Raw genomic sequence first — 13,689 nt, forward strand, 5'->3', positions numbered from 1 at the left:
TCACAATACGTTGATACACTGGAAAGCGGAATTGGGCGTTTTATGGTTTCTATCATTAAATCGCTCATAAAAAATAAACAGAAATAGAAAATAGGTAGGCATTATGCGTAAAGCCAAAATCGTTGATACTATTGGTCCAGCTACCGAATCCTTGGAAGGTATTACCAAGCTTGTTGAAGCCGGTATGGATGTTGCTCGTTTGAACCGTTCTCACGGCACTCCTGAAGATCATTTGCGCGTTTACAACAACGTTCGTGCAGCTTCCAAGTCCACTGGCCGCAATGTTGCTGCTCTTGTTGATTTGCAAGGTCCAAAGATTCGCTGCGGTTGGTTCAAGAAGAACGCTGAAGGCGAAGATAAGGTTTATTTGGAAGAAGGTCAGGAGTTCATCATCACTACTGATGATGTTGAAGGTGACGAGCACCGCACTTCTACAACCTTTAAGGGCTTGCCAGGAGATTGCCACGCAGGCGACCCAATCCTTATCGATGACGGTAAGGTTCGTCTTGAGGTAACCAAGGTAGAAGGCAACGACGTTCACACTAAGGTTATTGTTGCTGGTCCAGTTTCCAGCCACAAGGGCATTAACCTCCCAGGTGTTGCAGTTTCTCTTCCAGCTTTGACTGAAAAGGATGAGGCTGATCTTCGTTGGGCTATTCGCACCGGCGCTGACATTATTGCTATGTCCTTCGTGCGTTTCGCTACCGATATTGATCGCGCTCACGAAATCATGGACGAAGAAGGTCGTCGTATTCCAATCGTCGCCAAGATTGAAAAGCCACAGGCTGTTGAAAACTTGGAAGAGATTGTTAAGACCTTCGATGGCATTATGGTTGCTCGTGGTGATATGGCTGTTGAAATGCCTCTCGAAGAGGTTCCACTGGTCACCAAGCGTTGCATCGAGCTTTCTCGTCGCTATGCAAAGCCAGTTATCGTTGCTACTGAAGTTCTTGGCACAATGGTTAACTCTCCAGTTCCAACCCGTGCAGAAGCTTCTGACTGCGCTAACGCTGTTCTCGACGGTGCTGACGCAACAATGACTTCTAACGAAACTGCTGTTGGTAAGTACCCAGATGTTACCGTAAAGACCATGTCCCGTATTTCTCAGTACGCAACTGAGCACGGCTATGATCGCATTCCTGCTGTTGAGCTTGATATGTCTAGCACCGGTGCTGTTTCTTCTGCAGCTGTTGACTTGGCAGATAAGCTTAATGCTAAGGCTATTGTTGCTTACACTCAGACTGGTCGCACAGTTCATCGTATTTCTCGTGAACGCCCAACCGCTCCAATCTTTGGCTTGACTAACAATGAGCACACTTATCGTTGGTTGGCTTTGAGCTGGGGCACTGAAGGCTTCTTGATTGATGAAGATTACCATGACATGAATCGTCACGATTTGATGATCTTCACTGACAAGGTTCTTCGCGAAGCCGGTAAGGTTTCCGATGGTGATCAGATTGTTATCTTGAGCACTGCTCAGGGTGAACGCCAGGCTGGTCGTACTGACTCCATCTACGTTCACACCGTTGGTGCTTGCGACTAATTATTTGATTCTGCGTTCTTGTACTAATACGCTAGTTCTTCTAGTTTAAGTGCATTTGCGCAGTAGTATAGTTTGCATAATGCGCGCTAGCTGTTTTGCAGTTTGCGCGCATTATGTTATGTATGATTAATATTATTGATTTGCGACACGCGCAAAATGCTTTAACTATTTGCATGTGGCTTAAAGTGTGCTATAGTCGACAAGTCGCAAAAAAATGCGGAAAATTAAAAATGCCCCTGTATCCCAATTGGTAGAGGAAACAGCCTCAAAATCTGTGCAGTGTGAGTTCGAGTCTCACCGGGGGCACGTGCACGACGTCGCTTAGCTTGCTAGGCGACGTTTTTATTTTGTATTTTAATGTCTCGTACATAAACAATAAGCGTATAATAATAAAAGTATTCTCGCACAATGAAAGTGCTGTACGTGATGTGAAAGGAACAACGATGATCCACAGTGCACAATTGCAAGTAAGTGAGCGTAAAAAAAGTAATTATGCTTGCGAATTAATCGATAATTACAAGCGCAATGTAATGTGCTCTTTTACTGCAATTGCTGCAATTGCTGCTGTAGCAACAGTATTAATGTGTATTTTTGCTATTGTTCCAAATTCTTCGGCATTTGCTTCAACTAAATCAACAGACGGTCTTCCGCCAAAAGGTGTGATTGTTACTGCTTTTCAGCAAAATTGGAAAAGTATTGCAAAAGAGTGTAAGCAAACTTATGGTCCTGAGGGTGTGAGTTATGTACAGGTTTCGCCGCCGCAGGATCATATTAAAGGTACAGCGTGGTGGACTTCTTACCAGCCAGTTAGTTACAATCTAAATTCAAAGCTTGGCACTGAAGACGAGTTTAAAAATATGATTACTGCTTGCAAGGCTGCTGGTGTTGGAATTGTTGTTGATGCTGTAATTAATCACACAACCGGTGATAGCAATAAAGATAGTGTAGGTGTTGGCGGTAGTAAGTATGATGCGGCAAATCAAAGCTATCCGGATGCTGGTTACACAAAAGATGATTTTCACCAAATAGATAAAGATATTTACACATATAAAGATGCGCAAGTCGTTTGGAATTATCGTTTAGTTGGTTTGCTTGATTTGGATACTTCTAAGCCTCATGTGCAAAAAATTCTTGGTAACTATTTTGCAAAATTGCTAAAAATGGGTGTTGCAGGCTTTAGAGTTGATGCCGCAAAACATATGTGTCCTGAGGATGTGAAAGGCATAAAAGAAGCTGCTGCTAAAGCTGCTGGAACGAAGCCTGAAAACATATGGTGGATGCAAGAAACAATTGGTTTCCCTGAACAAGATCCTAAAATTCAGCCGAATCAATATGTTGGTACAGGTGAAGTAGATGAGTTTGAATACTCGTATCGCTTGCGTAATTATTTCTATGGCTCAATTGAGAATTTGTCTCATATTACAGATCAGCTTATTCCTAATAAGAAAGCCGCTATTTTTGTGACTAATTGGGATACTGAGCGTGACAATTCGACTCGAGTTCTCACTTATAAGGATGGAGCAAAGTACGAGTTAGCTAATGCTTTCATGCTTGCTTATCCTTATGGAACACCAAATATTTATTCTGGATATAAGTTCACGCAGCGCGATGATGGTGCTCCTGGTGCAACTGATACGCACATTCCAGATGTAAAGTGCGGCGAGAATTCAAAGTGGCAATGTGCTCAGCGTTGGACTTCGATTCGTGGAATGATTGGATTCTACAATGCTGTTAAGGGCACGAAAGTGACTCAATGGCAGGATGACAACGATAATAACATTGCTTTTAGCCGCGGAAACAAGGGATTCTTGGCGATTAACAATACTGATAAGCCTAAAAATGTGAGTTATAAAACTGATTTGCCTGACGGTGAGTATTGTAACGTATATGCTTCACGTAAATGCTTTAGCACAGTTACTGTAAATGGTGGGAAAGTTGAGACAACTATTCCAGCTTATTCTGCTATTGCTTTGCATGTTAAGGCTGTAGAGCATTTTGGAAGTACTTCCACGTTTAGTACTGTTACGATGATTGTAATTGTTTTCGCTGTGCTATTGATTGAACTAGCTTTGATTTTGCACAAAAATAAGGCAGGTTCTAATAAGTAGGATGTGAAGTAAAAGACGATTTGGAAATAAATTTATATTGATATTATTACAGTTTTTGTATAGTTATTGCAATATTGTCAGTATGTAGATGTTATAATTTTCTCCGCTGATTATACACATTATGGGCGATGGTTAGCATCATGGTTGTGCTAGCCATCGCTTGTGTATTAAGGCTATTAATGCATCCAAGGAAGAAGCGCGTTAATACCAATGGAGGAAAGGATACTGATGAGTCATCGTCGACACTTTGCATCGAAGATGGTTGCTGTTGTTGCGTCTGTTGCAATGCTTGTAACTGGTTTTGCTGTTACAATTAGCGCAAACGCTGCGACTAGCGGGGAGTCTAGCAATAGCAAAGAAACTTCTTCGAATGTAACTCTTAAAGGTAAAGGTGTTATTGTTACTGCTTTTCAGCAAAATTGGAAAAGTATTGCAAAAGAGTGTAAGCAAACTTATGGTCCTGAAGGTGTGAAGTATGTGCAGGTGTCTCCGCCGCAGGATCATATTAAAGGTACAGCGTGGTGGACTTCTTACCAGCCTGTGAGCTACAAATTAAATTCTAAACTTGGCACTGAATCTGAGTTTAAGAATATGATTACTACTTGCAGGGCAAAGGGCGTTGGGATTATTGCTGATGCTGTGATTAATCACATGGCTGGCGTTGATAATAAGGATACTGTTGGCGTTGGTGGTAGTAAGTATGATGCTGCTTCGCAGACTTTTGAAGACGCTGGATACACTAAGGATGATTTCCATAAGAGCACTGAAAATATTAAAGATTACACGAATGCTGAAGAAGTTTGGACTCACAGACTTGTTGGTTTGCTTGATTTGGATACTTCTAAGCCGCATGTTCAGCAAGTTTTAGGTAAGTATTTTGCAGATTTGTTGAAGCTTGGTGTTGCTGGTTTCCGTGTTGATGCTGTAAAGCATATTTCGCCAGAAGATATGAGGGGCATTAAAGCTTCTGCTATAAGGCAATACAACGAAAGTGTTGAAGATAGCAAAAAGATTCATGACATCTGGTGGATGCAGGAAACTATTGGCAATCCTTCAGAAGCTCAACAAATTCAGCCAGCTGCGCATTTGAATGAAGGCGAAGTTAACGAGTTTGGCTACTCTTACCAGCTTATGCAAAGTTTCAAAGGCTCGCTGATGAAGGCAAGTAAGCCTTTGAACAAAGTTCAAGACGGAATGGTTAAGAGCGATAAAGCTGCTATTTTCGTTACGAATTGGGATACAGAGCGCGGTAACAGCGTGCTTACGTATAAGGACGGTCGTCGTTACGCTTTAGCAAACGCTTTCATGCTCGCGTGGCCATACGGCACTCCAAACGTGTATTCAGGATACAAGTTCGATGCTCATGATGAAGGTGCGCCTGGTGCAACTGAAACGTCTGTTCCAGATGTGAGTTGTGGTAAGGATTCCAATTGGCAGTGTACTCAGCGTTGGACTTCTATTCGTGGAATGATTGGATTCTACAATGCTGTTCAAGGTGCAAAAGTCACCGATTGGCAGGATGATGGTGATAACAACATTGCTTTTAGCCGTGAAGGCAAGGGCTTCTTAGCAATCAACAATTCGCTTGACGAAAAAGAAGTTTCTTATAAGACTGATTTGCCTGATGGTGAGTACTGCAATGTGTATGCTGCAGGAGACTGCTCTAAGACTGTTAAAGTTGAAAAAGGTGAAGTTAAAACCAAGATTGGCGCTCGCGAAGCTGTAGCTTTACATGTTAATGCAACAAAAGCTAATCATCCAAAAAGCTCTGCCGCTGATCCATCTGATCCTAAATATGGTGAAGAAAAGCCTGATGCAGGTATGCCAGAAGATCCTACAACAACTATTTACTTTAAGCCAGATGAAAAGTTTAAAGATAAAAAAGTATATGTTCATTACGGCATAGGCTCAAGCTGGACTACAGTTCCTGGCGAAGAGATGCAAAAGGCTTGCGATGGTTGGTATAAGAAGACAATTACAACCAATGGCAAAGCTTATGAAGCAGTATTTAACGATGGCAAAGATTACTGGTATCACGAAGGAGATAATAATAACTTTAAGATTCCAGCTCACACTGATTCGTATGTAGCTCAAGATCACAAGGGTAGCGTTGGAGTAAATCCTTGCCCAGTAGCATATAATCCAAAGACTACTGTTCGCATCCACTACGCACAAAAAGTGAGTGATACTCGCGATATTGGCGTTTATTTGTGGGGCAAAGACAAGGATGGTAAAGATTTACCTGGAGCTTGGCATGAGTTCAATGGCAGTGATAAATTCGGCAAAGTTTTTGAAACTACAGTTGATGGAGCTTTTGAAAACAAGTCACTTTCCTTTATTACTACTACAAAAGATTGGAATAAAGACGGTGGCGATCGTGCTATTGAAAACTGCGCAAGTGGTCTTGCTGAAGCTTGGGTAACAGGCGGATCGGATACTACGCAGTTTACTGCTCCAGACAATCTTAAGAAGAAGCCAAAAGAGCTAAAGGTAACAGTTCATTATCGCAGGAATGCTGGCGATTATGAAGGCTGGAACATGTGGACTTGGAATGACGGAACCGGTGGTACTGCTCGTTACTTCACTTCGCATGACGATTATGGCAAAGTTGCAACCTTTACTGCTAAGAATGATGCTGGTATTGACAGTGTTGGCTTCAAAGTTAGAAAGTCTACGCCAAATAATGATTGGGATAAACAAGATCCTAGTGACCGACTTATTCCAAACAACGCGATTAAGCTAGATCCAAGTGATCCAAACAAGGGTAGTGCTGAAGTCTGGTTAATGCAAGATGACATGACAGTATACTTAAACGCTACTATGCCACAACTTACAGCTCACGTGATGTCTGCTGATATTGTTGGCTTAAAGAAGTTAGTTGTAAAAGTGTCTGGTGACGTGTCTTCTGTAAAAGATTCTGACGTAACACTTTTGGATGCTAGTGAAAATCCTAGCAAGAAAGTTGAAATTGCTTCTGCTAAAGCTAATGGTTCAGAGATTACTATCGAAACCAAGAATGAACTTAATATTAAACACAAGTATGAGTTGAGTATTAAGGGATTAGCTAAAGATATTAAGCTTTCTGCTTCCTCAAAAACTGGTGCTAGCGTAATTCGTACCGATGAATTCGATAAGAAATACGCTTATACTGGCGATGATTTAGGTGCTGTGTATTCTGCTTCTTCAACTACTTTCAAGCTTTGGGCTCCAACAGCAACTGAAGTAAAGCTGATTACTTATAAGTCGACTGATGAAAAAGCTGAAAAAGACAAAGAAACAGCTATGAAAGCAGAAGATCGTGGCGTATGGTCTGTAAAGCTTGAAGGTGACAAAGCTAATACAGCTTACGCATATGAAGTTCATTTTGCTGATGACACAGTGAATGTTTCTGCTGATCCTTATGCGAAAGCTGCAGTAGTAAACGGTGAGCGTTCTGTTGTATTAGCAGATAAAGACGCAGGCAGTGCTGGAAATCGTATGCCAAAGTTTACGAATCCAAGTGACGCAACAATTGCAGAAATGGATGTTCGTGACTTTTCGATCAATCCAAACTCTGGTATTAGCGATGCTCATCGTGGCAAGTATCTTGGCGTAGTAGAAGAAGGCACTAAGACTAAAGATAAGCAGAATGTTTCTGGCTTTGATTATTTGAAGTCGCTTGGTGTCACTCACGTACAAATCATGCCAATGTATGATTTTGGTTCTGTGAATGAAACTGGTGACTTGAGCTATGGAAAGCAAGGCGCTCAAAACTGGGGTTATGATCCGCAAAACTACAATGTTCCTGAAGGATCTTACTCTACAAATCCTGCCAATCCAACAACGCGAGTTCAGGAAGCTAAGCAAATGATTGCTGGCCTTCATAAGGCTGGTTTGCGCGTGATTATGGATGTTGTTTACAACCATGTTTACAACGCACAAAATCATTCGTTTAACAAGACAGTTCCTGGATACTACTTCCGCTATAAGGATGGTGCTCTGAATGGTAATTCTGGATGCGGTAACGATACTGCGTCTGAACGTCAAATGATGCGCAAGTATATTTTGGATTCTGTGAAGTATTGGGCTACGCATTACAACCTCGACGGCTTCCGATTTGATTTGATGGGCTTAATTGACCTGAAGACTATGCAAGAAGTGCGTGCTGAGCTTAATAAGATTGATCCGTCAATTATTGTGCTCGGTGAAGGCTGGGATATGAATGAACTGCTTCCTAAGAGCGAGTCTACTATTCAACCTAATGCTTATAAGATTCCAGGAGTAGCGTTCTTTAACGATTCATTCCGCGATTCTGTAAAAGGTTCTGTGTTTGCTGCTAAGGGTACTGGTTTTGTCAATGGCAATACAGATAAAGGTGTTAAGGCTTTGCTTGAGCATAATTTGCTTGGTTGCCAATTTGGCACGAGTAGTACTGTTAAGTGCTGGAATGGTAATGCTGAAACGCACTTTGCTGATGCAGGTCAAATTGTTCAGTATGTTGAAGCTCACGATAACTTGTCGTTGTACGATAAGCTAAAGGTCTCTGCTCCTAACGACACTGAAGACGTACGATTGAGACGAGTAAAGCTTGCAAATTCAATGATTTTGCTTTCTCGTGGCATGCCGTTTATTCAGCTTGGTCAGGAATTCTTGCGAACTAAGAATGGTAACGATAATAGTTACAATGCTGGCGATAAAGACAATGCTCTTGATTGGAATCGTGCTGCTGACAAGTCTGATTCCGTGACCTATTTCAAGGGATTGTTGAAGCTACGCAAGAGCATTAAATCTCTTCGTGATTTTGATTATGCAACAATTAACAAGAACATGAAGATGATTGATGGTACTCCTGATGGTGTAATTGCTTACACACTTAACGATGCAGATAAGCAATATGTTGTAGTGTTCAATGCTAATAATGCTGAAACTCAAGTAAAGATTCCAGCAGGAAAGTATTCTGCACTTGTTGCTAATGGCAAAGTGAATGATACTGCTCAAGATGCAACTGTTGCTGATGATGGCACATACAAGATTGCTCCTGTTTCTACAGCAGTATTGCTTAGTAAAGATAAGGAATCTAAGCCAATTCCTCCGGATGCAAAGCCTGGTGATGAGCCTGGCAAACAGCCTGAGAATCCGTCTGAGCCTGGTGAAAAGCCAAAGCCTGGTGAGGATCCTAGTAAGAAGCCTGAGAAGCCAAAACCTGATCAGCCTGGCACAAAGCCAGCTCCAGCTCCAAAACCTGGTGAGCATCAGCAAGTTCCTGCTCCTGCTCCGAAGCCGACTCCGTCTGAGTCCAGTGAACAATCAAAGCCGTCTAAGCCTTCTGTTCCGTCGGAAAAGCCAGTTCCGTCAGAAAAAACAGAAAAGCCGGCTCCAGCTGATTCTGCTAAACCAGCTCCAGCTAAGCCAGCAGAATCTGCTCCTGTACCTGTTGCTCCGAAAACAGTTCAGCAGCTTAATCCAGAATTAAAGGGAACTCTTAGCATTGGTAACAATAATGTTGCAACTGCAGGTGTTGTTAACAGTGTGAGAATTAATGTTGTAAACAAAGAGTTCACCGAGCGTTTGCAGCGTGATGGAGTAGTTTACGCATACGCGTACATTTACTCATCTCCTCGTTTGCTTAAGGGTGCTGATGGTTCAAAGTTTGTGACTGTTCGCATGGTTAATGGCAAGCCTCAATTTGATGCTCAGTTCCCAGCTGGATATACCGGAAAGCATACGGTTGTTTTGGTTGACGAAAAAGGTAATCAAGTTGCTTGGACTGAAATAACAGTAGTAAATAATGCTGTTAAGAAGAATGTTCATGCGTTAAGTTCAACAGGCAGTAGTGTAGCGCAAATCGCATTTATTATTGCAATATTGTTGCCTGTTGCAGGTGCTTTCTTGATTAAAGTAAGGCGTTCTAAGCATCTGTCTTGCAATTATTAAAATCCAAAGTGCTTTTCGCATAATTTTGTGTTTTGTGATTAAGTACTGAGGTTTTAATAAAAAATGAGGGTAGTAGCAATTGCTAAGCTATTACCCTCATTTTTTATTTTTGCTTGCGTGTTGCGCTTATTTTTAGAAATTTTTTGCTTTGAATAATTTCGGGCGTTTTTTAAAATTATAGTAGCTGTTTTCCTTATGTAAGAATGGTTTATAGGAGATTTTTAAAAAGTAATGTTTTGCTTATATTTTTGAAAATATGATTATATTTTACGAATCAATATTTGCATTTGTACTTTTGCAGTGTTAGCATCATTTCCAACACAAATAAATATCGAATACTTCGGTTGAGGTTTGTGTGTGAGCCACAGTCAGCTAATGAGCTTAAGGAGGCAGTTATCATGCGTAACATGAACATGAATGCTGAATCTCACAATGCTCTTAACGCTGCTCGTATGTGGTGGTGGCAGTCTTCTCTTTGGTGTGAGTTTACTCTGAAGTTTTAGAAGCTGCGTATAAAAGCTTATAAAAGACCTCCGGGGTAAGCCCGGAGGTCTTTTTGTATATAAGCTTAAATTTTAAAAAATAACCAAATCACAAATCACAAATAACAACAAAATATTCGATAGCTTTGTATTCAAATAATATGAAGCTTAAACAAGGAGAGAAATCATGGCTCAAGAAATTAACGAAACCGTTAAGGAAGCTTACAACAATGGTGCAAACGCAACTACAGATGCTGCAGCTGCAATGATGCAAAATGTGAAAGTTAAGAATCACGCATTAGATATTACTTCACTGGTGTTAGTTGCAGTGCTTTTTGCAGCTGGATGTATTCTTGATTTTACTGTTGCAAAATCTCTTTCTATTGGAAATATTCAGCCTGAGTTTGTTATTGCTTCATTCTGCTTGTCGATTTTGCTTGTTAGGCCGAAGCTTTACCAGGGTGCTATTATTGGTGCTTTGGCTGCAACGTTAATTCAATTTAATACTTCGATTCCGTTCCTTGAGTATGCTTGTGATATTCCAGCTGCAATCATTATGACTGCAATATTAATTGGTTATATTCGCGTGTTCCCAAAGGATGCAGCTCGTAAAGTAAGTGTATTCCCATTTATTGCTACTTTCATTACTACAGTAATTTCCGGTTGCATTTTTGCTCTTATTGCTGCTTTCTTCATTTTTCACTCTCCCAATATGGTAATGGTTATGTTGCCAATTATTTTGGGCACTGCAGTATTTAATGCAGTTGTTGTTGAAGTGCTTTACGCTCCAATTCGACTTGTTTTGCACAAGTAAAACAACATTGAAGAATAAGTAAATAAATTAACTTGAATAAACGCAAACAAATATAAACAAACATAAATGAATGTAAGTAAGCATAAATAAATATCAAAAGTCGATAATTAAAATTTGATTATCGCATTATGAAGGAGAAGATTATGAATCAGGAAATTAGCGAACATGCAGATAGCATGATTAATGCTGTAAGCATTAAAAAGCATGCTTTAGATATTACGTCTTTAGTGTTGGTTGCAGTTCTTTTTGCAGCAGGATGTATTCTTGACTTTACTGCTGCAAAAGCACTTTCAATTGGAAACATTAAACCAAACTTTTTAATCGCATCATTCTGTCTTGCAATCTTGCTTGTTCGTCCAAATGTTATTCAGGGCGCGATTATTGGTGCTTTGGCTGCAACTTTGATGCAATTTAACGCATCTATTCCTGGTCTTAATTATGTTTGCGATATTCCGGCAGCGATTGTTATGACTTTGATGATTATGGCTTATGTTCGCGTTTTCCCTAAGGATGCTGCTAGAAAGTTCAGTATTTTCCCACTTATAGCAACTTTTATAACTACAGTTGTTTCTGGTTTAATATTTGCTTCTACTGCATCTTTCTTTGTTCTTCATTCTCCTAAGACGATTTTTGTTATGCTTCCAATCATTTTTGGAACTGCTGTGTTTAATGCTGTTGTTGTTGAAGTGCTTTACACCCCAATTCGACTCGTTCTGCATAAGTAAGTGTTTGAATTTGTTTTGGATGATTTATTTTAGATGATATGTATTTTGGATGATATGTATTTGATGATTTTGTTGAATAGTTTGTGCTGGATAATATGCAGCAAGTCATATAATCATCAAAGAATATAATCGCAGAATAAATATAATCGTAAGATATCATTAGTAATTGTAATTGTTAGGTTTCTAAGAGTTAGGAATTATTGTGCCTTTGCTTGAGCTAAAAGATGTGTCTTTTAAGTATGTGAATCGGAATAAAGATGATTCTTTAGACTCTTCAGAGGCACAAGATTCCACTTTTGCACTAAAAGATGTAAGTCTTAGCGTAGAATCTGGCGAATTTGTGGGAATTATTGGTCCTTCTGGCTCTGGAAAAACAACTCTTGCTTCGCTTTTTTCTGGCGCGATTCCGCATCATTATTCTGGCGAACTTTTAGGAAGCGTTAAGATTGCGGGTCAAGACACTAACAATCTTGCTTTAACTAACATTGCTTGCTTGGTTGGATCTGTTATTCAAGATATTGATGCGCAAATGGTTGCCGCAAATGTTGAAGATGAGATTCTTTTTGGCTTAGAAAATTTTGGCGTTGCGCATAGCGAAATACCAAGTCGAATAGATGAAGCTTTGCAAATTGTTGGCATTAGTGATTTGCGTAACCGTGATTTAGACACTTTGTCTGGAGGTCAAAAGCAGAAGGTTGCAATTGCTGCTATTCTTGCGCTAAAGCCTAAAGTTATGGTGTTAGATGAGCCGACGTGCGCTTTAGATCCTGTTTCTTCTAAAATGATTTTTTCGATTCTTAAAGATTTGAATAAGAATTTTGGAATAACGGTTGTTGTAATTGAGCAAAAAGTTGCGCTTTTAAGCGAGTATTGCAAGCGTTTAGTTGTGCTTTCTAATGGCATTTTGTCGCTTGATTTGCCTGTTAGCCAAGCGTTGAAAAATATGGATTTGCTTTATTCTATTGGAATAAATTATCCGCGTACTACGCATTTGGTTAATGATTTACAGCGTGAGAATATTTGCTCTAAAAGCGATTTGCCTGTGTCTGTAGAAGATACAGTAAATACTATTGTTAATACGATTAACAGTGAAAAATCTTTGACTTCACATGTTGATTCACATAGTGAATTTGATAATCGTGAATGCGATTCAAATAAATCGGCGCTTGCTTGCGACTTTTCACACGAATCGCAAGTCTCTACACAATCTTACGCACAAAATAAATCGAAAAACGATTCACCATGTCTTTCGCTTAAAAACGTCAGTTTTTTGTATCAAAGTGGCGTTAGTGCGCTAAAAAACGTGTCTTTTGAAGCTTACGCTGGAGAGCTCGTAACTCTTGTTGGTAGAAATGGTGCTGGCAAAACAACTATTACCAAAATTATTAATGGTTTATTAAAACCAACAGAAGGCAACGTAACAATTGATGGCGTTGACACTAAGTCTCTTCGTATTAGTCAAATAGCAAAATATGTATCTACCTTATTTCAAAATCCTGACCGACAATTATGCAAAGAAACGGTACTTGAAGAAGTTACTTTAAGCTGTATTTTGATTGGTCAGAATGAGGACGAAGCTAAAGCTCACGCAATGGAAATTATTGATGAGTTGGAGCTGGATTCTGAAGCTAGCCCGTTTATGCTCTCTCGTGGCCAGCGTCAAATGGTTGCTTTAGCTGCAACAGTTGTAACAAATCCTAAGATTCTTCTTCTTGACGAGCCAACTTGCGGTCTTGATTACAAGGAATGCATGAGAATTATGCAAGTTGTAGAGCGTTTAAGAAAAAACGGTTGCTGCGTGATTATGGTTTGTCACGATATGGAAGTTGTGCTTGATTATGCAACTCGACTTATAACAATTAATGATGGAAGGCTTATTATTGATGGTTCAGCGTACGATGTGTTTGAAAAACCGGAAGTGTGCTCTGCTGCAGCATTGTATCCACCATTATTGTGTTCCGTTTCTCAAGGCTTGGTTGCGCATGGATTTAATAAGTGCAATGGCTTGTATGTGCGCGAAGAATTAGTAGAAGCGTTGCGCGGCGAAAAAATCACAAAACAGACTGTACAGAATCAGCAGAATTAACAGAAGCAATAGCAAATA

The 13,689-nt window shown here is 40.1% G+C and carries 6 protein-coding genes and 1 tRNA gene; all 7 read left to right on the forward strand.

Features of this window, described 5'->3' with window-relative positions; all coding sequences use genetic code 11:
• Window positions 1-103: 103 nt before the first annotated feature.
• A complete protein-coding gene (gene pyk, locus HXT44_RS02975; protein WP_004111304.1) occupies window positions 104-1,543 on the forward strand; it encodes a pyruvate kinase in 1,440 nt (479 codons plus the stop codon).
• Between the two features lie 232 nt (window positions 1,544-1,775).
• Window positions 1,776-1,849, forward strand: a tRNA-Leu gene (locus tag HXT44_RS02980).
• Between the two features lie 224 nt (window positions 1,850-2,073).
• Entirely contained in the window at window positions 2,074-3,651 is a 1,578-nt protein-coding gene (locus tag HXT44_RS02985; RefSeq protein ID WP_421783207.1) for an alpha-amylase, read from the forward strand.
• A 258-nt stretch (window positions 3,652-3,909) separates the two neighbouring features.
• Window positions 3,910-9,564, forward strand: a complete 5,655-nt coding sequence (pulA, locus tag HXT44_RS02990) for a type I pullulanase (RefSeq protein WP_421783209.1) — start codon at window positions 3,910-3,912, stop codon at window positions 9,562-9,564.
• A gap of 669 nt (window positions 9,565-10,233) precedes the next feature.
• Window positions 10,234-10,860, forward strand: coding sequence for a hypothetical protein (locus tag HXT44_RS02995; RefSeq protein ID WP_421783132.1), 627 nt, complete (start codon window positions 10,234-10,236; stop codon window positions 10,858-10,860).
• Between the two features lie 143 nt (window positions 10,861-11,003).
• Window positions 11,004-11,585 (forward strand): tryptophan transporter, encoded by a 582-nt coding sequence (locus HXT44_RS03000; protein WP_012914058.1) that lies wholly within the window; start codon window positions 11,004-11,006, stop codon window positions 11,583-11,585.
• A gap of 202 nt (window positions 11,586-11,787) precedes the next feature.
• Window positions 11,788-13,671: an ABC transporter ATP-binding protein gene (locus tag HXT44_RS03005; protein WP_064621540.1), complete on the forward strand. Its 1,884-nt coding sequence runs from the start codon at window positions 11,788-11,790 to the stop codon at window positions 13,669-13,671.
• The last annotated feature ends 18 nt before the right edge of the window (window positions 13,672-13,689 follow it).

The sequence above is a fragment of the Gardnerella sp. DNF01198P genome (assembly GCF_049244165.1).
GTDB classification, from domain to species: Bacteria; Actinomycetota; Actinomycetes; order Actinomycetales; family Bifidobacteriaceae; genus Bifidobacterium; species Bifidobacterium swidsinskii.

What these genes read in the sequence shown, in the direction of transcription:
- HXT44_RS02985 (WP_421783207.1), top strand. Translation starts at nt 2,074, where the DNA reads ATGTGCTCTTTTACTGCAATTGCTGCAATTGCTGCTGTAGCAACAGTA.
- pulA (WP_421783209.1), top strand. Translation starts at nt 3,910, where the DNA reads ATGGTTGCTGTTGTTGCGTCTGTTGCAATGCTTGTAACTGGTTTTGCT.
- HXT44_RS03000 (WP_012914058.1), top strand. Translation starts at nt 11,004, where the DNA reads ATGAATCAGGAAATTAGCGAACATGCAGATAGCATGATTAATGCTGTA.
- HXT44_RS02995 (WP_421783132.1), top strand. Translation starts at nt 10,234, where the DNA reads ATGGCTCAAGAAATTAACGAAACCGTTAAGGAAGCTTACAACAATGGT.
- pyk (WP_004111304.1), top strand. Translation starts at nt 104, where the DNA reads ATGCGTAAAGCCAAAATCGTTGATACTATTGGTCCAGCTACCGAATCC.